This is a genomic window from Streptomyces mobaraensis NBRC 13819 = DSM 40847, from assembly GCF_017916255.1.
In the GTDB taxonomy this organism is placed as follows: domain Bacteria; phylum Actinomycetota; class Actinomycetes; order Streptomycetales; family Streptomycetaceae; genus Streptomyces; species Streptomyces mobaraensis.
Genome location: NZ_CP072827.1, coordinates 1,900,866 through 1,921,545 on the forward strand (window position 1 = coordinate 1,900,866; position 20,680 = coordinate 1,921,545).

The 20,680-nt window shown below is 71.2% G+C and carries 16 protein-coding genes and 1 tRNA gene; 10 read left to right on the forward strand and 7 right to left on the reverse strand.

The genetic code is table 11. The annotated features are described in order from the left end of the window. Positions 1–15: 15 nt before the first annotated feature. From J7W19_RS07695 to J7W19_RS07715, 5 genes are all read left to right on the forward strand, one after another. Entirely contained in the window at positions 16–945 is a 930-nt protein-coding gene (locus J7W19_RS07695) for a branched-chain amino acid ABC transporter permease (RefSeq protein ID WP_004953070.1), read from the forward strand. After that, a complete protein-coding gene (locus J7W19_RS07700; RefSeq protein ID WP_004953073.1) occupies positions 945–2,990 on the forward strand; it encodes a branched-chain amino acid ABC transporter permease in 2,046 nt (681 codons plus the stop codon). The genes J7W19_RS07695 and J7W19_RS07700 overlap by 1 nt, the downstream gene beginning before the upstream one ends. A gap of 14 nt (positions 2,991–3,004) precedes the next feature. After that, on the forward strand, positions 3,005–4,009 hold the full coding sequence (locus J7W19_RS07705) for an ABC transporter ATP-binding protein (RefSeq protein WP_078588243.1): 1,005 nt from the start codon (positions 3,005–3,007) through the stop codon (positions 4,007–4,009). Next, entirely contained in the window at positions 4,006–4,722 is a 717-nt protein-coding gene (locus J7W19_RS07710) for an ABC transporter ATP-binding protein (protein ID WP_004953079.1), read from the forward strand. The genes J7W19_RS07705 and J7W19_RS07710 overlap by 4 nt, the downstream gene beginning before the upstream one ends. A gap of 234 nt (positions 4,723–4,956) precedes the next feature. After that, positions 4,957–6,048: an IS110 family RNA-guided transposase gene (locus J7W19_RS07715; RefSeq protein WP_040892933.1), complete on the forward strand. Its 1,092-nt coding sequence runs from the start codon at positions 4,957–4,959 to the stop codon at positions 6,046–6,048. 94 nt (positions 6,049–6,142) lie between these two features. Here the strand turns inward: J7W19_RS07715 and J7W19_RS07720 are convergent, their stop codons facing one another. After that, entirely contained in the window at positions 6,143–6,805 is a 663-nt protein-coding gene (locus J7W19_RS07720) for an ANTAR domain-containing response regulator (protein WP_004952893.1), read from the reverse strand. A gap of 96 nt (positions 6,806–6,901) precedes the next feature. On the opposite strand from J7W19_RS07720, the gene J7W19_RS07725 reads away from it, so the two are divergent. Both J7W19_RS07725 and J7W19_RS07730 read left to right on the forward strand, forming a co-directional pair. Next, positions 6,902–6,976, forward strand: a tRNA-Leu gene (locus J7W19_RS07725). Positions 6,977–7,094: 118 nt separating this feature from the next. Next, positions 7,095–7,868: a helix-turn-helix domain-containing protein gene (locus tag J7W19_RS07730; protein WP_004952896.1), complete on the forward strand. Its 774-nt coding sequence runs from the start codon at positions 7,095–7,097 to the stop codon at positions 7,866–7,868. Between the two features lie 14 nt (positions 7,869–7,882). On the opposite strand, the gene pyk is transcribed toward J7W19_RS07730, so the two are convergent. Then, the gene (gene pyk / locus J7W19_RS07735; RefSeq protein WP_004952899.1) at positions 7,883–9,319 is read right to left on the reverse strand and encodes a pyruvate kinase; all 1,437 of its coding nucleotides are present in this window, start codon (positions 9,317–9,319) and stop codon (positions 7,883–7,885) included. A gap of 155 nt (positions 9,320–9,474) precedes the next feature. Then, positions 9,475–10,167, reverse strand: coding sequence for an SIMPL domain-containing protein (locus J7W19_RS07740; protein ID WP_004952902.1), 693 nt, complete (start codon positions 10,165–10,167; stop codon positions 9,475–9,477). A 223-nt stretch (positions 10,168–10,390) separates the two neighbouring features. Between J7W19_RS07740 and J7W19_RS07745 the strand changes: the two genes are divergently transcribed. Continuing rightward, positions 10,391–12,223 carry a bifunctional metallophosphatase/5'-nucleotidase gene (locus J7W19_RS07745; RefSeq protein ID WP_004952906.1) on the forward strand — a complete coding sequence of 611 codons (1,833 nt, stop codon included), beginning with the start codon at positions 10,391–10,393 and terminating at the stop codon, positions 12,221–12,223. On the opposite strand, the gene J7W19_RS07750 is transcribed toward J7W19_RS07745, so the two are convergent. Next, entirely contained in the window at positions 12,179–13,609 is a 1,431-nt protein-coding gene (locus tag J7W19_RS07750) for a lysine N(6)-hydroxylase/L-ornithine N(5)-oxygenase family protein (RefSeq protein WP_004952908.1), read from the reverse strand. The genes J7W19_RS07745 and J7W19_RS07750 overlap by 45 nt on opposite strands. A gap of 252 nt (positions 13,610–13,861) precedes the next feature. Here J7W19_RS07750 and J7W19_RS07755 point away from each other — a divergent pair, with 252 nt between their 5' ends. Beyond that, a complete protein-coding gene (locus J7W19_RS07755) occupies positions 13,862–14,416 on the forward strand; it encodes a F0F1 ATP synthase subunit B (RefSeq protein WP_004952911.1) in 555 nt (184 codons plus the stop codon). A gap of 107 nt (positions 14,417–14,523) precedes the next feature. Here the strand turns inward: J7W19_RS07755 and pepN are convergent, their stop codons facing one another. The 3 genes from pepN to J7W19_RS07770 all read right to left on the reverse strand — a co-directional run bounded on the left by pepN (position 14,524) and on the right by J7W19_RS07770 (position 18,617). Continuing rightward, positions 14,524–17,040 (reverse strand): aminopeptidase N, encoded by a 2,517-nt coding sequence (gene pepN / locus J7W19_RS07760; protein WP_004952914.1) that lies wholly within the window; start codon positions 17,038–17,040, stop codon positions 14,524–14,526. Between the two features lie 165 nt (positions 17,041–17,205). Continuing rightward, positions 17,206–18,135: a fused MFS transporter/spermidine synthase family protein gene (locus J7W19_RS07765; RefSeq protein WP_004952917.1), complete on the reverse strand. Its 930-nt coding sequence runs from the start codon at positions 18,133–18,135 to the stop codon at positions 17,206–17,208. Positions 18,136–18,218: 83 nt separating this feature from the next. Continuing rightward, the gene (locus J7W19_RS07770) at positions 18,219–18,617 is read right to left on the reverse strand and encodes a chorismate mutase (RefSeq protein ID WP_004952920.1); all 399 of its coding nucleotides are present in this window, start codon (positions 18,615–18,617) and stop codon (positions 18,219–18,221) included. A gap of 272 nt (positions 18,618–18,889) precedes the next feature. Between J7W19_RS07770 and J7W19_RS07775 the strand changes: the two genes are divergently transcribed. Beyond that, complete coding sequence (locus tag J7W19_RS07775; RefSeq protein ID WP_004952923.1) at positions 18,890–20,644, forward strand: glycoside hydrolase family 35 protein; 1,755 nt, start codon at positions 18,890–18,892, stop codon at positions 20,642–20,644. Positions 20,645–20,680: the final 36 nt, after the last annotated feature.

The following is a 20,680-nucleotide window of genomic DNA, read 5'->3' on the forward strand; positions in this document are numbered from 1 at the left end:
CACGGAGGCCCGGCGGTGCACGAACTGCCGCAACAGCTGGCCAACGGACTCATCCTCGGCGCGATGTACGGCCTCATCGCGATCGGCTACACGATGGTCTACGGCATCGTCCAGCTCATCAACTTCGCCCACGGCGAGATCTTCATGGTCGGCGGCTTCGGCGCCCTCACCGTCCACCTCGCCCTCCCCGACGGCACCGCGCTGCTCCTAGCCCTCCCCCTCATGATCCTCGGCGGCATCGCCGCCGCCGTCGCCATCGCCGTAGCCGCCGAACGCTTCGCCTACCGGCCGCTGCGCAACGCCCCACGACTCGCGCCGCTCATCACCGCCATCGGCCTCTCCATCGCCCTCCAGCAGGCCGTCTGGAAGTGGTACCCCGACGCCAAGAAGGCGCGGGTCTTCCCTCAGTTCAAAGGCGAGTCGTTCCACGTCCTCGGCGCCACGGTCCAGCGCGGCGAGGTCTTCCTGCTGATCGCCGCACCGCTGTGCATGCTCGCCCTCGGCCTCTTCGTCGCCAGGACCCGCACCGGCCGCGGCATGCAGGCCACCGCCCAGGACCCCGACACCGCCAAGCTCATGGGCATCAACACCGACCGCATCATCGTCATCGCCTTCGCCATCGGCGCCACCTTCGCCGCCGTCGCCGCCGTCGCCCACGGCCTCAAATACGGACAGGTGGACTTCCGCATGGGCTTCATCACCGGCCTCAAAGCCTTCACCGCGGCCGTCCTCGGCGGCATCGGCAACATCTACGGCGCCATGCTGGGCGGCGTCGTCCTCGGCGTCGCCGAAGCCCTCGCCACCGGCTACATCGAGGAGATCCCCGGCATGTCCCAGTTCGGCGGCGGCTCCTGGAAGGACGTCTGGGCCTTCGTCCTCCTCATCCTCGTCCTGCTGCTCAGGCCGCAGGGCCTGCTCGGCGAACGCGTCGCGGATCGGGCGTGATGACCATGCCCGCAGAACGCCACCCCGCCGGAGGACGACCGTCCGCCGCCCCTTCGGCCGTCACGACGCCGGTACCCGCCACGATCCCGCTGCGCCCGGCGGCCGCCCGCCTGCTCACGGGCGCGGGAGCGCTCCTCGCGATCGTCTCCACCTTCCTCGCCTGGACCTGGACCACCTCGTTCCCCGGCAACCTCACCGTCACCGGCTATCCCGGCGGGCTCCAGAACATCACCCTCGCCGGCGCCGCCCTCACCCTGCTGTACGTCCTGTCCGGCCACGGCGTCCGCGGACTCCGCTGGCTCGCTCCCGCGGGCGCCACGGCCCCCACCCTGCTGCTGGCCCTCGGCACCTTCGCCGCCACCTGGTACACGCTCGGCGCGATCACGACCGACCTCGGCGGCCTCGTCAACCTCGAACCCGGCGGCTTCCTCGCCGGCGGCGCGACCCTCGCCACCGTCCTCGGAGCTCTGGCCTTGCCGCCGGCGCTGCCTTATCCGAACGATGCGGGGGACCAGGGGGACGCAGAAGGTACAGCAGGCGCGGCAGGCGCGGCAGGCGCGGCAGGCGCGGCAGGCGCGGACGGTACTGGAGGCACGGACGGTACGAGGGGCACGGACGGTAGGGAGGTCGCAGACGGCGCGAGGGTCGCAGGCGGTACGGGGGCCACGGCCAGCACTGGGGTCACAGTTGCCAAGGACAACGCGGACAACAAAGCCGCCACGCACCACCGAAAGCCCCCTGCCCCCGCCAACCCCTGGCGCCGCTTCCGCCACACCCTCACCCCCGGCCGCACCCCAGCCCCCACCCCGCTCCCCGCCTGGGCGGAAATCCTCCTCATCGCCGCCGCGTTCGCCCTCGGCCTCGCCCTCTTCACCTACGGCATCGAAGCCGAGTACGGCGAACTCTTCGTCGGCTACCTCCTGCTCGCCGGCGCCGGGCTCGCCGCCCTCGGCCGCTCCGGCCTCACCACCCGCCTCAGCACCCTCACCGCCCGGCACCGCACCATCACCCTCACCGCCGCCTTCGTCGCCGCCGCGGCGTTCCCCCTCACTCTCACCAGCGACACCTACACCAACCTGGCCACCAGCATCCTCATCTTCGCCACCGTCGCCCTGGGCCTCAACGTCGTCGTCGGCCTCGCCGGCCTCCTCGACCTCGGATACGTCGCCTTCCTCGGCGTCGGCGCCTACACCGCGGCCCTCGTCTCCGGTTCCCCGGAATCCGCCGCCGGCGTCCACTTCCCGTTCTGGGCGGCCGTCCTCACCGGCATCGGCACCTCCCTCGTCTTCGGCGTCCTCATCGGCGCCCCCACCCTCCGCCTCCGCGGCGACTACCTCGCCATCGTCACCCTCGGCTTCGGCGAAATCTTCCGCATCACCATGCTCAACCTCAACGGAAAGACCGGCCCCGACGTCACCAACGGCGCCATGGGCATCCCCAACATCCCCGATCTCGCCATCGGCGGCTTCGACTTCGGCGACACGCACGACCTCCTGGGCACCCCCATCGGCCGCTTCGGCAACTACTACCTCCTGATGCTCCTCGCCACCATCGCCGTAGTCCTCGTCTTCCGCCGCGCCGCCGCCTCACGCATCGGCCGCGCCTGGATCGCCATCCGCGAGGACGAGACCGCCGCCACCGCCATGGGCATCAACGCCTTCCGCCTCAAGCTCCTCGCCTTCGCCCTCGGCGCCGCGCTCGCCGGTCTCGCCGGCACCGTCCAGGCCCACGTCATCACCACCGCCACGCCGGACCAGTACCAGTTCGCCGGCACCGTCCCGCCCAACTCCGCGTTCCTCCTCGCCGCCGTCATCCTCGGCGGCATGGGCACCATCACCGGCCCCCTCGTCGGCGCCGCCCTGCTCTACCTCATCCCGAACAAAATGGACTTCATGCAGGACTACCAACTCCTGCTCTTCGGCGTAGCCCTCATCCTCCTGATGCGCTTCCGCCCCGAGGGCCTCGTCGCCGACCGCCGGAAGCAGCTCGAATTCCACGACGACGCCGCTCCCGACACCGCGACCCTCACCCGAGCGGAGGCGTGACCACCGTGACCGCCATGGCCCCCGACGCCACCGCTGCCGCCGGCACCACCCCCGTCCTCACCGCCACCGGTGTCACCATGCGCTTCGGCGGCCTCACCGCCGTACGCTCCGTCGACCTCACCGTGCACGACCGGCAGATCGTCGGACTCATCGGCCCCAACGGCGCGGGAAAAACCACCTTTTTCAACTGCCTCACGGGTCTCTACACCCCAACCGAAGGCACCGTCATCTACCGCGACATTCTCCTCCCCGCCAAACCCCACCTCGTCACCCAGGCGGGCATCGCCCGCACCTTCCAGAACATCCGCCTCTTTCCCAGCATGACCGTCCTGGAGAACGTCCTCGTCGGCCGCCACACCCGCACCCACGAGGGCCTCCTCTCCGCACTCCTCCGCAGCCCCGGCTTCCACCGCGCCGAACGGGCCTCCCATCAACGCGCCCGCGAACTCCTCGAATTCACCGGCCTCGCCGACAAAGCGGACCACCTCGCCCGCAACCTCCCCTACGGCGAACAACGCAGGCTCGAAATCGCCCGCGCCCTCGCCAGCGACCCCGGTCTGCTCCTCCTCGACGAACCCACCGCCGGCATGAACCCCCAGGAGACCCGCGCCGCCGAACACCTCGTCCTCGCCATCCGCGACCAGGGCATCGCCGTCCTCGTCATCGAGCACGACATGCGCTTCATCTTCAACCTCTGCGACCACGTCGCCGTCCTCGTCCAGGGCCGGAAACTCGTCGAGGGCACCCCGCGCACGGTCCAGGGCGACGAACGCGTCATCGCCGCCTACCTCGGCACCCCCTTCGAAGGCGCACCCGGACAGGACGAGGCCGCCGAGGTCGAGGCGGCGGAAGCGGCCCGAGCGGCGGAAGCGGCGACCACCTCGGCGGCCCTGGCGGCACGCGCTCAGGCGGAGGCGGCCACCCGGGCGGAAGCGGTCACCAGGGCGGAAGCGGACCCACCGACAGCCACGGACGGCACCCCACCCCGCCCCCACCACGAGGAGAACGACCCCCGATGACGGCCCTCCTCGAAGTCCGCGACCTCCGCGTCGCCTACGGCAAGATCGAAGCCGTCAAGGGCATCTCCTTCACCGTCCACGCCGGAGAGATCGTCACCCTCATCGGCACCAACGGCGCGGGAAAGACCACCACACTCCGGACCCTCTCCGGCCTCCTCCGCCCCACGGGCGGCGGCATCCGCTTCGACGGGAAACCCCTCACCCGAGTCCCCGCCCACCGCATCGTCGCCCTCGGCCTCGCCCACTCCCCCGAAGGCCGCCACATCTTCCCCCGCCTCACCATCGCCGAGAACCTCCAGCTCGGCGCCTTCCTCCGCAAGGACACCGCCGCCATCGCCCAGGACGTCGACCGTGCCTACAGCCTCTTCCCCATCCTCGGCGAACGCGCCCGCCAGCCCGCCGGCACCCTCTCCGGCGGCGAACAGCAGATGCTCGCCATGGCCCGCGCCCTGATGTCCCGCCCCAAACTCCTCATGCTCGACGAACCCTCCATGGGCCTCTCGCCGATCATGATGCAGAAGATCATGACCACCATCGCCGAGCTCAAGGCCGACGGCACGACGATCCTGCTCGTCGAACAGAACGCCCAGGCGGCCCTCACCCTCGCCGACCACGGCCACGTCATGGAAACCGGCCGCATCGTCCTCTCCGGCACCGGCGCGGACCTCCTCGTCGACACGTCCGTACGCAAGGCCTACCTCGGCGAGGACTGACAGTGAGGATGTGACGTGGCTTCTCCGACGGGTCTGACTCACGGACTGACCGACGTCTCGACTGTCTTGTTTGGGATTTGTCGATCCGCTCGGAGGAGCCGCCTCGCACGCGACCGGACGGGCGACCGTGACCTTATAGGAGCTTGGTCAAGAAGCCCCGCCACTGTCTTGTCCGCCCGCCCGGCCGGCGCGTGCCGCCCTACCGGGATCAGCGAGAGGACGGCAGTGACCAGCATGACGGACCAGGCCCTGGAAGTCACAGGCGGCATCGACACCCACGGCGAGACCCACCACGCCGCCGTGGTCGACCGCCTCGGCCGCCACCTGGCCGACCAGGAGTTCGAGGCCACCGGCCCCGGATATCGCAAGCTCCTGGCCTGGCTGCTCGCCCAGGGCACCGTGACGGCCGTCGGCGTGGAAGGCACCGGCGCCTACGGCGCCGAACTCGCCCGCGTTCTGCGCGAAGCGGGACTGAAGGTCGTCGAGGTCGACCGGCCGGACCGCAAAACCCGCAGGCTGAAGGGCAAGTCCGACCCGATCGACGCCTACGCCGCCGCCGTGGCGGTGGCCTCCGGCAGGGCGAGCGGGACCCCCAAGACCCGCACCGGTGTCGTGGAAGCCGTGCGGGCTCTGCGGGTGCCGCGCCGTTCGGCGGTCAAGTCCCGTACCCAGGCAGTCAACCAGGCACGGCAACTGCTGGTCACCGCGCCCGAGAGCCTGCGCGCCCCGCTGCGCGGGCTGACCGCCGCCCGGCTGGCGAAGGCGTGCGCGCGGCTGCGGCCGGGTGACGATCTCGCCGACCCGCTGCACGCGGCCAAGGCGGCCCTGCGCCGGCTGGGCCGGCGGATCCTGGCCCTGACCGAGGAGATCGACGAGCTGGAGGCGGAGCTGAAGACGCTCACCGCCCAGGCCGCCCCCGAGCTCCTGGCCCTGCAAGGAGTCGGCGCGGACGTGGCCGGGCAGCTGCTGGCCACCGCCGGTGACAACCCCGACCGGCTGCACTCCGAAGCAGCCTTCGCCCACCTGTGCGGCGTCGCTCCCATACCGGCCTCCTCGGGCCGCCGGGACCGCCACCGGCTCAACCGCGGCGGAGACCGGGCCGCCAACCACGCCCTGCACACCATCGTGCTCTGCCGCCTGCGCTGGGACGAACGCACCCGCATCTACATGGAACGGCGCACCCAGCAGGGCCTGTCGAAGAAGGACATCATGCGCTGCCTCAAACGCCACGTCGCACGCGAGGTCTACCGCGTCCTCATGCGATCCCTCGACCACCGATCCACCAGCCGACAAACGACTCAAGGCGACCTCACTGAAGCCGCTTGACATCCATAGGAGCATCCGGAAGCCCGAGCCCCCGAGCAGCACGAAGGGCCCGCACCCACCCCGGACACGGGCCCCACGACCGACTCGCCGGCCACTACTGCGACTGCTGCTGCTCCTTCGCCGCCTTCTTCTCCCGGGCGTCCTCGATCACGGCCTCCGCCACCTGCTGCATCGACATCCGGCGGTCCATCGACGTCTTCTGGATCCACCGGAACGCCGCCGGCTCCGTCAGCCCGTACTGCGTCTGCAGCACGCTCTTCGCGCGGTCCACCAGCTTGCGCGTCTCCAGCCGCTGGGCGAGGTCCGCGACCTCCTTCTCCAGCGCCTTCAGCTCCGTGAACCGCGACACGGCCATCTCGATCGCCGGCACGACGTCGCTCTTGCTGAACGGCTTCACCAGGTACGCCATGGCCCCGGCGTCCCGGGCCCGCTCCACGAGCTCGCGCTGCGAGAACGCGGTGAGCATCAGGACGGGCGCGATCGACTCGGCCGCGATCCGCTCGGCCGCGGAGATCCCGTCGAGCACCGGCATCTTCACGTCCAGGATCACCAGATCCGGCCGATGCTCCCGCGCCAGCGCGACCGCCGTCTCCCCGTCACCCGCCTCACCCACGACGGAGTAGCCCTCTTCCTCGAGCATCTCCTTGAGATCGAGGCGGATGAGGGCCTCGTCCTCGGCGATCACGACACGGGTGATGTGCGGAGGGGTGTGCTGCGGCTCGTCGTCGACGGGCGGCTGGGGCTCGGCGGCGCTCACGGGTCTCCTCAGTCCAGGACAGGCGGTGCTCCACGAGCGTACCGAGTGCTGTAGTTTTGAGTACCGGAGGGGTATACACTCTCCTTGCATTACAAGGCCCCGGTAGCCCAACTGGCAGCAGGCAATGGATTCAAAACCCATACAGTGTCGGTTCGAATCCGACCCGGGGCACTTTACCTTCATTTCGAAGGTCGCACTTTGAGTGCCGACGTTGGGGATCTTCACTCCTCACGGTGAACGTCACCGCAAATCCCGGCACAGCGACGCTTCTCACGTCACGCTCGCTCTCGTGTACGACCTCGCCACCCGCCGCCGGACCGTCGCCCTCGTCGATCAAGGTCTCAGCCTCAACACGGTCAGCAAGCGGACCGGAATATCCCGGCACGCGATCCGTCAATGGCTCACTCGGCTCGAACCCGGCCATTCCAGCCGCTCACAGTGCTCCCTGTGCCGCGCTGACCCCGAGCCACCCTCCGACTCCCGCGCCTACGCCTACCTCCTCGGGCTCTACCTCGGCGACGGCTGCGTCAGCGGCCATCCGAGCGGCGGTTACACCCTCCGCATCGCCTGTGCGGACGCGTGGCCGGGCCTCATCGACGCCTGCCGGTCCGCGATGGAACGGGTGCGCCCCGAGAACAAGGTCTGCGTCGTCCAGCGGCAGGGCTGCGTCGCGGTGACCAGTTGCAGCAAGCACTGGCCATGCCTCTTCCCCCAGCACGGCCCCGGCAAGAAGCACGAGCGGACCATCGCGTTGACGCCATGGCAGCAGCGGATCGTCGATACGCACCCTTGGGGCTTCCTCCGCGGCCTCGTCCACTCCGACGGTTGCCGGATGACGAACTGGACCACGCGCCTCATCGGCGGTGAACGCAAGCGGTACGAATACCCCCGCTACTTCTTCACCAACGGGTCCGATGACATCCGGCGGCTGTACTGCGACACCCTCGGCAAGGTCGGCGTCGAGTGGACGATCACCCACCGCGACGGCACGCCGTACAACGTCTCGGTCGCCCGCCGCGCCTCCGTCGCCCTCATGGACGCCCACATCGGCCCGAAGTGCTGACCCCCGGGCCCCGCCTACCGCCTCGGCCCGTCGTCCTCCCCGATGTGGTGCACCCGTACGAGGTTGGTCGTGCCGGGAGTGCCGGGCGGGGAGCCGGCCGTGATGATGACCATGTCGCCCTTGCGGCAGCGGCCGATGCGGAGCAGGTATTCGTCGACCTGGCTGACCATTTCGTCGGTGGTCTGCACCATCGGCCCGAGGAAGGTCTCGACGCCCCAGGTGAGGTTGAGTTGGGAGCGGGTGGCGGGTTCGGGGGTGAAGGCGAGGAGGGGGATGGGTGAGCGGTAGCGGGAGAGGCGGCGGACGGTGTCGCCGGACTGGGTGAAGGCGACGAGGAACTTGGCGCCGAGGAAGTCGCCCATCTCGGCGGCGGCGCGGGCGACGGCGCCGCCCTGGGTGCGGGGCTTGCTGCGTTCGGTGAGCGGGGGGAGGCCCTGGGCGAGGATGTCCTCTTCGGCCGCCTGAAGGATGCGGCTCATGGTGCGGACGGTTTCGATGGGGTATTTGCCGACGCTGGTCTCGCCGGAGAGCATCACGGCGTCGGTGCCGTCGATGACGGCGTTGGCGACATCGGACGCCTCGGCGCGGGTGGGGCGGGACGCGTCGATCATGGAGTCGAGCATCTGGGTGGCGACGATGACGGGTTTGGCATTGCGCTTGGCCAGTTTGATGGCGCGCTTCTGAACGATCGGGACCGTTTCGAGCGGCATTTCGACGCCGAGGTCGCCGCGCGCGACCATGATGCCGTCGAAGGCGGCCACGATGCCGTCGAGGTTCTCGACCGCCTGCGGCTTCTCGATCTTGGCGAGGACGGGGAGGCGGCGGCCCTCCTCGTCCATGACGCGGTGGACGTCGTCGATGTCCCGCGCGCTGCGGACGAAGGAGAGGGCGACGATGTCGGCGCCGGTGGTGATGGCCCAGCGGAGGTCTTCGACGTCCTTCTCGGAGAGGGCGGGGACGGAGACGGCGACGCCGGGGAGGTTGAGGCCCTTGTGGTCGGAGACCATGCCGCCCTCAAGGACGACGGTGTGGACGCGCGGCCCGTTGACTTCGGTGACCTCAAGGGTGACGCGGCCGTCGTCGACGAGGATGCGTTCACCGCGGGTGACGTCGGCGGCGAGGCCGTCGTAGGTGGTGCCGCAGCGGTGGCGGTCGCCGGGGACGTCCTCGACGGTGATGGTGAAGGTGTCGCCGCGTTCAAGGAGTACGGGGCCTTCGAGGAACCGGCCGAGGCGGATCTTCGGGCCTTGAAGGTCGGCGAGGACGCCGACATTGCGGCCGGTCTCCTCGGCGGCCTTGCGCACCCGTTCGTACCGCGCCTCGTGGTCGGCGTGGGTGCCATGGCTCAGGTTGAAGCGGGCGACGTCCATGCCGGCTTCGACGAGGGCCTTGATCTGCTCGTACGAGTCGGTGGCGGGCCCCAGGGTGCAGACGATTTTCGCTCGGCGCATGGCACGACCTTATGACCTACCGGCGGGTAGAGAATCCGCCGGACACGACCGCCCAACGTCCGTTGGGTAAAGGTCTGTTGACAACTTGTGAAACGTGCGCGGGGGTGCTCCGATGAGCGGCGAGAGACCTTGTCGGCACCCCCACGCGCACGGGTTCACAGGATCGGCGGGGTCATGGTCAACCGTGCGTTGACATGGGCGTAGACGCTCTGGCGCTGGGGTTCGAGGTCGAGGGCGGGCGGGGCGGAGCCCGCGTAGCCGGCGCTGCGGAGTATGGCGGGGCGGGCGGGCGGTGTGGCGGGAGCGGGGTGTTCGGTTCCGGTGTCGGCGAGTTCGACGAGGGCGACGAGGTGGGAGCCGAGTGCTTCGGCGTATTCGCGGGCGCGTTGGACGGCGTCGTGGACGGCTTGGCGGCGGGCTTCGCGGTGGGCGGGCGAGTTGGCGCGGAGGGCCCACCAGGGGCCGTCGATGCGGGTGAGTTCGAGGTCGGAGAGGCGGGTGGTGAGTTCACCGAGGATGGTGAAGTCACTGAGGGTGGCGGTGAGGTGAATGTGGCCACGGTAGGCGCGGATGCGTTCGTGGCGGCCTTTGTCGTTGAGTTGGGGGGTGATGGTGACGGCGCCGGTTTCGATTTTCTCCACGGCGTCGCCGTGGGTTTTGAGGAGTTCGATGATGTGGTTGTTGCGGCGGGTGAGGTCGTCGAGGGCTTTGTGACGGTCGGTACCGCGGGCGCTGATGGTGATTCCGAGACGGGCGATTTCGGGATCGACCTCAAGGTGGGCCTCGCCGCGGACGGCGACGCGCGGGGTGTCGGGGGTTCCGTAGGGCAACGGCTCGGTTGCGGTCATGGGGCTAGCGTCCCAGTCCGTGTTCGTCGGCGGGACTGTCCGGAGTCATCGGATCGCAACCTTGCAAGGGTGTTGCCACGGTGGCTGTGGGGGCCAGAATCTACGCGCGTTGTACCGGGGGGTTCGTGGTGTTGCGGCCGCCCGGTGCCGCTGTCGGACGCGGCCGGCTCTCGGCCGGCCGCGGTGAGATCGTCAGGTGACGGGTAAAGGGATGGGGAATTCGATGCCGCTCAACCGCAGGCGCTTCCTGGGGCGTACGGCCGCTACGGGGGCGGGGGTGGCCCTGACCGGGGCGGTGGGCGCCGCGTCGGCGACGGCCGCCGAGCAGCCGCTCGTGGGGCAGGGGGCGCACGGGGACCACGGGCACGGCAGGACGAAGCGGTACGCGTTCACCGTCATGGGCACCACGGACCTGCACGGGAACGTCTTCAACTGGGACTATTTCACCGATGCCGAGTTCGACGACAAGGCGCACAACGATGTGGGCCTGGCGAAGATCTCGACGCTGGTTAAGCAGGTCCGCAAGGAGAAGGGGCGGCGGAACACGCTGCTCATCGACGCGGGTGACACGATCCAGGGGACGCAGCTCGCGTACTACTACGCGCGGGTGGAGCCGATCACCGGGGCGCGCGGGCCGGTGCATCCGATGGCGCTGGCGATGAACTCCATGGGGTACGACGCGGCGGCGCTGGGGAACCACGAGTTCAATTACGGCATTCCGGTGCTGCGGAAGTTCGAGCAGCAGTGCCATTTCCCCCTGTTGGGCGCGAACGCGTTGGACGCGAAGACGATGCGGCCGGCGTTCCGGCCGTATGTCATCAAGCGGATGCGGACGCCGCACGGGCGCGATGTGCGGGTGGCGATCCTGGGTCTGACGAATCCGGGGATCGCGATCTGGGACAAGGCGAATGTGCAGGGGAAGATGGTGTTCCCCGGTCTGGAGGAGCAGGCGGCGAAGTGGGTGCCGCGGCTGCGGTCGATGGGTGCGGACGTGGTGATCGTGTCGGCGCATTCGGGGATGAGCGGTACGTCGTCCTACGGTGACGCGTTGCCTTATGTGGAGAACGCGGCGGCGCTGGTGGCGGAGCGGGTGCCGGGGATCGACGCGATTCTGGTGGGGCACGCGCATGTGGAGGTGCCGGAGTACCGGGTGGTGAACAAGGAGACGGGTCGGTCGGTGGTGCTGTCCGAGCCGTTGAAGTGGGGGCAGCGGTTGACGCTGTTCGACTTCGAGCTGGCGTGGGAGCGGGGCCGCTGGCAGGTCGCGTCGGTGTCGTCGAAGGTGCTGAACTCGAACACGGCCGAGGAGGACGCCACGATCACCGGTCTGGTGCGGGGGCAGCACCGGAAGGTGGTGGCCTATGTGAACCAGCGGATCGGCACGTCGACGGCGGCGATGGACGCGGCGGAGGCGCCGTACCGGGACACGCCGATCATCGATTTCATCAATCATGTGCAGGCGGAGACGGTGCGTGCGGCGTTGCGGGGCACGGCGTACTCGCCGTTGCCGGTGCTGTCGCAGGCGTCGTGTTTCTCGCGGACGGCGGCGGTTCCGGCGGGGCCGGTGTCGGTCCGCCAGGTGGCGGGACTGTATCCGTTCGAGAACACGCTGGAGGCGCGGGTGCTGACCGGCGCGCAGCTGCGGGAGTACCTGGAGTTCTCGGCGCGGTATTACGTGCGGACGCCTGCGGGGGCGCCGGTGGATCCGGCGAAGCTCACGAACGCCGAGAGCATTCCGGACTACAACTACGACGTGGTGAGTGGCCTCTCCTACGAGATCGACATCGCGAAGGCGCCGGGTGCGCGGATCGGGAAGCTGCTGTTCGACGGGAAGCCGCTGGACGATTCCGCGCAGTTCGTGCTGGCGGTGAACAACTACCGGGCGAGTGGTGGCGGGAATTTCCCGCATGTGGCGCGGGCGAAGCAGGTGTGGGCGAATTCGGAGGAGATCCGTAACACGATCATCGGTTGGGTGAAGGCCCGGCAGGTGATCGATGTGGCGAAGTTCGCGTCAGTGGACTGGAAGCTGACGCGGGATGGTGTGCCGCTTTTCTGAGGTGGACGCGGTGTGGGGCCGTGGCGTGGGTCGCGGCTCCAGGCCGAAGGTGGTGAAGGCGGTGCGGTGGGGCAGCGGGTAGTGGGTGGTACCGGTGATGGCGTTGAGGATGGTGGCGCTGCGCCAGGCGGCGAGTCCGAGGTCGGAGCTGCCGATGCCGTGGGTGTGGGTCTCGGCGTTCTGGACGTGGACGGCGCCCTTGACCAGGGGGTCGAGGACGAGGCGGTGCTGGGCGTCGATGCGGGGCCGGCCGCCGGAGTCGCGGCGGATGTAGGGGTCGAGGGCGGCGAGGAGGCGGTCGACGCGGCGTTCGCGGTAGCCGGTGGCGAGGACGACGGCGTCGGTGGTGAGGCGTGAGCGGGTGCCTTGCTGGTGGTGCTCGAGGTGGAGTTCGACGCGGGTGGTGCCGACGCGTCCGGCGGTGCGGACGAAGACGCCCGGGGTGAGGGTGGTGTCGGGCCAGCCGCCGTGGAGGCTGCGGCGGTAGAGCTCGTCGTGGATGGCCGTGATGGTGGCGGGGTCGATGCCCTGCTGGAGCTGCCACTGCTGGGGCAGGGCCTGGTCGCGGACGGGTTCGGGCAGGGCGTGGAAGTACTGGCCGTAGTCGGGGGTGAAGTGTTCGCGGCCGAGCCGGCTGGTCTCGGTGGGGGCGAAGGCGGGGGTGCGGGCGAGCCAGTGGAGCTTCTCGCGGCCGACGGGGCGGTGGCGGAGCAGGTCGAGGAAGATCTCGGCGCCCGACTGCCCGGAGCCGATGACGGTGACGTGGTCGGCGGCGAGGAGGTCGGCGCGGTGGTCGAGGTAGTCGGCGGAGTGGTGGACGGGGACGCCGTGGGCCTCGACGAGGGGGCGGAGGGGTTCGGGGATGTCGGGGGTGGTGCCGATGCCGAGGACGACGTTGCGGGCGTAGGTGCGGCCGAGGGCCTCGGCCTCGCCGTCGCGGTCGAGCTGGGTGTAGTCGATCTCGAAGAGGACGCGTTCGGGGTTCCAGCGGACGGCGTCGATGTGGTGGCCGAAGTGGAGGCCGGTGAGGTTCTCGCTGACCCAGCGGCAGTAGGCGTCGTATTCGGCGCGCGTGATGTGGAAGCGCTCGGCGAAGTAGAAGGGGTAGAGGCGTTCGCGCGTCTTGAGGTAGTTGAGGAACGTCCAGGGGCTGGCGGGGTCGGCGAGCGTCACGAGGTCGGCGAGGAAGGGGACCTGGATGCGGGTGCCGTCGATGAGCAGCCCGGGGTGCCAGCGGAAGGTGTGATTCTCGTCATAGAAGGCCGCGTGGAGGTCGGAGAGCGGGTGGGCGAGGGCGGCCAGGGAGAGGTTGAAGGGGCCGATGCCGATGCCCGCGAAGTCGAGAGGTGTGTCGGGAGTGTGGTCGGAGTTCGGGGGGTTGCTCATGCGCGGGTGCGGCCTTCCCGTGGGCAGCGGCGAACACAGCCGGACAAGTCGTTTATGCCCTTTTTGTTCGATACATCAGGACCGCTTCAAGCTACCGGCTGTACCTGCGGCGTGACGCCCTTGTGGGGGATGTTTCCCCCGATGGTGGTACCGGCCGCGCGCGAGCGGGGAGTTGGGGGTCGCGCGCGACAAAGGGGCGCGGGACGGGGTGCGGGGCGCGCCCCGGGGGCGGCTTCGACTACCCTGCACCTCATGGCCATGATGAACCTCGCTCTCGACATCGGACCGCTGAAGCCGGACGTTGCCCCGCTCGTCCTCGGTCTGGTGCTGTTTTTCCTCGTCTTCGCGGTGATCGCGAAGGGGATCCTGCCCCGGATCAACAAGGTCCTCACCGAGCGTGAGAAGGCCACGGAGGGGCGTTTCGGCGAGGCGGAGGAGACGCGCGCCGAGGCGGAGCGGGTCCACGCCGAGTACCAGGCGCTGCTGGCCGAGGCCCGGCACGAGGCCGCGCGGCTGCGCCAGGAGTCGGTCGAGCAGGGCAACGCGATCATCGCCGAGCTGCGGGCCGAGGGCCAGCGTCAGCGCGACGAGATCATCTCCGCCGGTCACGCGATGATCGACGCGGAGCGCACGATGGCCGAGGCGCAGCTGCGCGAGCAGGTCGGCGCGCTGGCCACCGAGCTGGCGGGCCGCATCGTCGGCGAGTCGGTCGAGACGTACGCGCGGGAGAGCGGCATCGTGGACCGCTTCCTGGAGGAGCTCCGCACGGCCGAGCCGGCGGACGCGATCGAGGACAAGCGCGGCTGACGTAGGCAGCGTTTTTCGGGCCTGGCGCCCGCACCCCCGACCGGGGTGCGGGCGCCTTTGTCATGCGGTGACGGGTCCGGCGAGGGTCATTGTCAGTGGGGTGGTGTTCACTGTGTGTAGCGAACGGCGAGGGCTCGGCGGAGGTCGTCGAGCCGGTCGCGGAGCTGCCGCCTGAACGCGGGGGTCGGTTCCGTGCCGCTCAGGCATTCCTCGCCGAGGCGCAGCGTGTCGTGGTCGATGTGGGGACGGGGGAATCCATGGTTGCCGGCGGCTTTGGCGAGGGCGGTGCCGCGGCGGGCGGCGAGCGCCGTCGCGTCGGGGTGGTAGCGGTCGCGGTAGGGGCGGGTGAGGTCGAGCTGTTCGGCCTGCCAGAAGCCCTGGGCGGTGGCGGTCCACAGGTAGGCGGAGAGGCTGTCGTCCGCGTAGAGGGAGTGCCAGGCCGCTTGTTTGGCGGCGGGGTCGGGGAGGGCGGCTCGGCAGCGGGCGGCGCCTTCCCGGCCGGTGGCGCTGGGGTCGGCGGCGAGTTCGGCGGCGATGGCGTCGGGGGTGACGGCGCCGAGGACGGCGAGTCGGGTGAGGACGCGCCAGCGGAGCTCGGGGTCGAGGGCGGGCCCGCCGGGGACGGTGCCGGCGCGGAGCCAGTCGTGGAGCGCGGCGTCCGTGGTGGCGCTGTCGATGAGGGTGCGGACGGCGGCGAGGCGGGGGCCGGGGGCGGTGCCCTGCCCGGTGCGGCGCAGGAGGTCGTGGCAGGTGTCGCGGAGGATGGCGAGGGCGTCGTCGCGGTGGTCGGCGGGGAGGTAGACGTCGGCGATCTGGTCGCGGGCGAAGGTGAGGACGCCCTCGACGACGGCGTTGTCGGTCTCGTGCGGCAGGTGGTCGCGGGTGGCCCGCAGGTAGGCGTCAGAGGGCAGCAGGCCGTCGCGGACCTGGTCGCGGAGGGAGTTCCAGAGGACCGCGCGGGTGAGGGGGTCGGGCAGGCCGGAGAGGGCGCCGAGGGCGGTGTCGTGGGAGTCGGGGTCGAGGCGGATCTTGGCGTAGGCGAGGTCGCCGTCGTTGAGGAGGACGAGGGCGGGCCGGGGGCCGGTGCCGGTGAGGGCGGGGCCGGTGGGACCGGGCAGGTCGATCTCCTCGCGGGTGCGGGCGGTGAGGCGCCCGGGGTCGTCGGGGTCGTGGTCGTAGAGGCCGACGGCGATGCGGTGGGGGCGGGTGCCCTCGTGGTCGACGGTGAGTTCCCAGCCGCTGTCGGTGGTGGTGATCCGGGGCGTGAGGGTGTCGACGCCGGTGGTGCGGAGCCAGCGGTCGGCCCAGGCGTGGACGTCGCGTTCGGTGGCGCCGGCGAGGGAGTCGAGGAAGTCGGCGAGGGTGGCGTTGCCGAAGCGGTGCCGGGCGAAGTGGGTGTTGATGCCGGCGAGAAAGTCCTTCTCGCCGAGCCAGGCGACGAGTTGGCGGAGCGCGGAGGCGCCCTTGGCGTAGGAGATGCCGTCGAAGTTGAGGAGGGCGGCGGCGGTGTCGTGGACGGCGCCGGGTTCGGGGGCGACGGGATGGGTGGTCTCGCGCTGGTCGGCGGCGTAGCCCCATGCCTTGCGGCTGACGCCGAACTCGGTCCAGGGGCCCGTGACGTGGGTGGCGTCGGTGAGCACCTGGTAGCCCATGTACTCGGCGAAGGACTCGTTGAGCCAGATGTCGTCCCACCACCGCAGGGTGACGAGGTCGCCGAACCACATGTGGGCCATCTCGTGGGCGATGGTGACGGCGCGGGTCTGCCGCTCGGTGTCGGTGGCGGCGGAGCGGAAGACGTATTCGTCGCGGAGGACGACGAGACCGGGGTTCTCCATGGCGCCGAAGTTGTACTCGGGGACGAACGCCTGGTCGTAGGAGTCGAAGGGGTAGGGCTCGTCGAAGATCTGGTGGAAGCGGTCGAAGCAGCGGCGGGTGAGGCCGAGGAGTTCGTCGGCGTCGGCGTCCAGGTGCGGGGCGAGGGACCGGCGGCAGTGCAGGGCGAAGGGGAGCCCGGCGTGTTCGGTGCGGACGGTGTGCCAGGGGCCGGCGGCGAAGGCGACGAAGTACGTGCTGAGGGGGCGGCCGGGGGGCAGCTTCCAGCGGCCTTCGGCGGGCGGTCCGACGCGGGTGGCGACGGTGTTGCCGAGGACCGTCCAGGCCGGTGGCGCGGTGACGGTGGCGGAGAAGACGGCCTTGAGGTCGGGCTGGTCGAAGGCGGCGAAGACGCGCTGGACGTCGTCGAGGAACAGCTGGGTGTAGAGGTAGGTCTCGCCGTCGACGGGGTCGGTGAAGCGGTGCATGCCCTCGCCGGTGCGGGAGTAGCGCATGTCCGCCTCGACGCGGAGTTCGTGGTCGCCGGGGGTGAGCGCGGCGAGGGGGAGCCGGTTGTCGTCGAGGCTGGTGATGTCGAGGGGGCGGCCGTCGAGGGTGGCACTCAGCAGGGCGGCGGGGCGGACTTCGACGAAGGTGTCACCTGGGGTGCGGGCGTGGAAGCGGATGACCGTGGTGGAGCGGAACTGCTCTTCGCCGCGGGTGAGATCGAGGTCGATGTCATAGCTGTGGACGTCCAGGAGCCGGGCCCTGGCCTGCGCTTCGTCGCGTGTCAGTACGGTCATGGGGGCCATGCTGCCGCAGCGCCCCGGCGGCGGACGAGGCGGTTTCGCCCGCGGTCTTCCGCCGCTCGGTGGAGGGGGGCGTGCGGCTGCCCGTCGGCTGCGTGGTCCCGCTCGGCCCGCCGTCCGAGGCGTTCGCGCCGCTGTGCTCGCGGGACGGGCGCGGCTGGGCTCGGCTCAGTTTCTGTGGTCGATCCTCTTCTCCCGCATCAGGTCCTCCAACTCCGTGTCCGACAGGGGGTGCAGCGTGTCCAGGAGGCGGCGCAGCCCGGGTTCGTCGAGAGTCTGGCTGGTGACGACGGCCTCCGCGCTCCGGTGGCGGCGGGTCAGGGTGATGGCGTGAGTGCCGCCGGGGAATGCGCGGACCGTGCGCACCAGCCCGTGCGCGTCCACGGTGCAGGTCTCGCCCGTCCCCAGGAGCTCGGGGCAGCGGAGCGTCGGGGTGAGCGCCGGGCGCATCGTGAGGGACACGTACCCGGACCAGTCCTGGTCCTGCCGGATGGGGTGGTAGTCCACGCCGAAGTAGGCGGGGCCGACCTCGGCGTGGGACACCCGCATGCCCGGCGGCGCGGCACTCAGGTACAGCAGTTCCGGATGCTCGCGGTACCGCGCGACCTTCGCCTCGTGCTCGCGCTCCCGCGCCTGCGCCGGGCCGACGAAGCCTCCATAGGCCACTCCGGTCCCCAGGACGGCGAGCGCCCCCAGCCGCACCCACCGGTTCGGCACGAAGAACGCGGCAACCACGGCGTACGGCGCCCCCGTCAGCGCGATCCGGGTACCGGCGCTCCCCAGGTCGACGTGCCCGCCGTAGGCGGCCAGACCGGCCAGGACACCGAGTGTGCCGAGGGCGAAGACCAGGACCGCCCAGCCCAGGCGTCGCGGCACGGAGCCGCACAGCGGCACTACGGTCCGCACCGGTGTACCCGCCATGGCCAGGAGGCCCACCATCAGCACCGCGCCCAGTGCGAAGACCGGCACCGCCGCACCGACCCCGCCGCTCCAGGCCGTTGCCACCAGCCCGAAGCCGAGTGTCGGCAGCAGGGCCGCCGCCGTCGCCCAGACCAGGAGGAGGTGCAGGGCTGTGAGCGCCCCTCTGCCTTTTTGCATACCGCGGAGCCTGTCAGCCGGCGGTCCCCGCGCACATGAGTACGCGTACTCAGCGCGGAACCCCGGCGCGGCCGCGGGCGTGCCTACGTGCGGGCGATGGTCTCGTGGTGCCGGATGACCTCCGCGACGATGAAGTTGAGGAACTTCTCGGCGAAGGCCGGATCGAGCTTCGCGTTCTCGGCGAGGAGGCGGAGCCGGGCGATCTGGCGGGCCTCGCGGGCCGGGTCGGCGGGCGGCATCTTGTGCGCGGCCTTGAGGTGGCCGACCTGCTGGGTGCACTTGAAGCGCTCGGCGAGCATATGGATCACCGCGGCGTCGATGTTGTCGATGCTGTCCCGCAGCCGGGACAGCTCGGCCCGCACGGCGTCGTCGGGCGCGCCCGCTCCGGCCGCGGCGGCGGGGGCGGCCGGGCCCGCATCACCGGACGGGACGGGGCCGGGGCGGTCGGCGCCGGGGCGGTCGGAATTGGTGCTGTCGTTCATATCGACCGACCTTATGCGGAACGGGCGGGCCGTGCCGAGTCAATGATCCGGCCGGGGCCGGTTCGACGGCCGCGGGAGCGGAGGGGGCGGTGGTGGCCGGCGGGGCGGGCGGTGGGTGGCACGAAGGGCGGCCGGTGTCGCGGCCCGTGCTCCGGCGGGCCGGCGGTACGCCCCCGGCGCGCCCCTCGCCCCGGTGACGGCGGCCCCCGACGTGGGCCAGGATGGGCGCGGCCCGGGCCGCTCGGGCGGGCCGACAGGGCTGGGGGGCTGCTGTGCCGGACTTCACCGTGGCGGAGGACGGGTTCCGGATCGACGGGCGCGAGGTGCGGCTGCTGTCGGGGGCGCTGCACTACTTCCGGGTGCACGAGGGGCACTGGCCGCACCGGCTGGCGATGCTGCGGGCGATGGGCCTCAACTGCGTGGAGACCTACGTCCCGTGGAACCGGCACGAGCCCGTCGAGGGGCGGCTCCACGACGTGGGCGAGCTGGGCCGGTTCCTGGACGCGGCGGGTGCGGCGGGCCTGTACGCGATCGTGCGCCCCGGGCCGTATGTCTGTGCGGAGTGGGAGAACGGGGGGTTGCCGCACTGGCTCACGGGGAGGCTGGGGCGCCGGGTGCGGACGAGCGATCCGGAGTTCCTGCGCGCGGTGGACGGCTGGCTGGAGGCGGTGGGCGCCGAGCTCACCGGGCGGCAGTTCGGCCGGGGCGGGCCGGTCGTGCTGGTGCAGGTGGAGAACGAGTACGGCTCGTACGGCAGCGATCAGCCCTACCTCGAACACCTCGTGGGCCGACTGCGGGACTCGGGTGTGGTGGTGCCGCTGGTGACGTCGGACGGGCCGGAGGACCACATGCTCACCGGCGGGACGGTCCCCGGCGCCACGGCGACGGTGAACTTCGGCTCGGGAGCGCGGGAGGCGTTCCGCGTACTGCGCCGGCACCGGCCGGCCGGGCCGTTGATGTGCATGGAGTTCTGGTGCGGCTGGTTCGCCCACTGGGGCGGCGCGCCGGCCGCCCGGGACGCCGGGGAGGCGGCGGAGGCACTGCGGGAGGTCCTGGAGTGCGGGGCGTCCGTGAACGTCTACATGGCGCACGGCGGCACGAACTTCGGCGGCTGGGCGGGGGCGAACCGGGCCGGGGCGGAGCACCGGGGCGCGCTCCGCCCGACGACGACGTCGTACGACTACGACGCGCCCGTCGACGAGTACGGCCGGCCGACGGCCAAGTTCCACGCCTTCCGCGAGGTGCTGGCCGCCTACGGGGACGGCCCGCCGCCGGAGCCGCCGCCCGCTCCCCCGGCGCTGCGGGAGCCGGTGCGCGCGGAGCTCACACGGTGGGCGCCGCCCGCCGAGGTGATGGACGCGCTCGGCGGGGCCGCGCGGGAGGCCGTCCTGCCGCCGTCGTTCGAGGAGCTGGGGGTGGATCGGGGGATCGTCCGCTACCGGTTCACCGTCCCGGGGCCGCGCCGGGCGCTGCCCCTCCGGGTGGCCGGGCTCCGGGACCTGGCGGTCGTGTCGGTGGACGGCGTGCGGACGGCTGTGCTGCGCGACGAGGACGGGCTGATCGGGGACGTGCCGGGGCCGGCCTCGGTCGAGTTGTGGGTGGAGTCGCTGGGGAGGGTCAACTACGGTCCGCGGCTGGGCGAACGGAAGGGGCTGACGGGTGGGCTGCTGCACGGGGGACAGTACGTCCACGGGGTGCGGGCGCGGGGGCTCCGGCTCGCGGCGTTCGAGGAGGAGGGTGCGCTCGCGGTGGTGCGGTGGCGGTCGGCCGGCGGGCGGGAGCCGGGGCTCTACCGAGGAGCCTTCCGGGTGCCGGAGGCCGGTGACGCGGTCCTCCGACTTCCGGGCTGGGAACGGGGGTTCGTCTGGGTGAACGGATTCTGCCTGGGCCGGTACTGGTCCGCCGGACCACAGCAGGCTCTCTGGGTGCCAGGACCCGTGTTACGGGCGGGACGGAATGAGCTGCTGGTGCTGGAGATGGAGCGCGCGGGCACGATGCGGCCGTTGCTGGGGCCGGTTCCGGGGTAGGCGGGACGCCGCCGGGTGGTCGCCGACCTGGCCGCC

Excerpts from the sequence above, each read along its gene's own strand:
- J7W19_RS07750 (WP_004952908.1), bottom strand. The coding sequence starts at position 13,609 with ATGAGCAACCCCCCGAACTCCGACCACACTCCCGACACACCTCTCGAC.
- J7W19_RS07745 (WP_004952906.1), top strand. The coding sequence starts at position 10,391 with ATGCCGCTCAACCGCAGGCGCTTCCTGGGGCGTACGGCCGCTACGGGG.
- J7W19_RS07765 (WP_004952917.1), bottom strand. The coding sequence starts at position 18,135 with ATGCAAAAAGGCAGAGGGGCGCTCACAGCCCTGCACCTCCTCCTGGTC.
- J7W19_RS07755 (WP_004952911.1), top strand. The coding sequence starts at position 13,862 with ATGGCCATGATGAACCTCGCTCTCGACATCGGACCGCTGAAGCCGGAC.
- J7W19_RS07715 (WP_040892933.1), top strand. The coding sequence starts at position 4,957 with ATGACGGACCAGGCCCTGGAAGTCACAGGCGGCATCGACACCCACGGC.
- J7W19_RS07705 (WP_078588243.1), top strand. The coding sequence starts at position 3,005 with ATGGCCCCCGACGCCACCGCTGCCGCCGGCACCACCCCCGTCCTCACC.
- J7W19_RS07710 (WP_004953079.1), top strand. The coding sequence starts at position 4,006 with ATGACGGCCCTCCTCGAAGTCCGCGACCTCCGCGTCGCCTACGGCAAG.
- pepN (WP_004952914.1), bottom strand. The coding sequence starts at position 17,040 with ATGGCCCCCATGACCGTACTGACACGCGACGAAGCGCAGGCCAGGGCC.
- J7W19_RS07740 (WP_004952902.1), bottom strand. The coding sequence starts at position 10,167 with ATGACCGCAACCGAGCCGTTGCCCTACGGAACCCCCGACACCCCGCGC.
- J7W19_RS07770 (WP_004952920.1), bottom strand. The coding sequence starts at position 18,617 with ATGAACGACAGCACCAATTCCGACCGCCCCGGCGCCGACCGCCCCGGC.
- pyk (WP_004952899.1), bottom strand. The coding sequence starts at position 9,319 with ATGCGCCGAGCGAAAATCGTCTGCACCCTGGGGCCCGCCACCGACTCG.
- J7W19_RS07700 (WP_004953073.1), top strand. The coding sequence starts at position 945 with ATGACCATGCCCGCAGAACGCCACCCCGCCGGAGGACGACCGTCCGCC.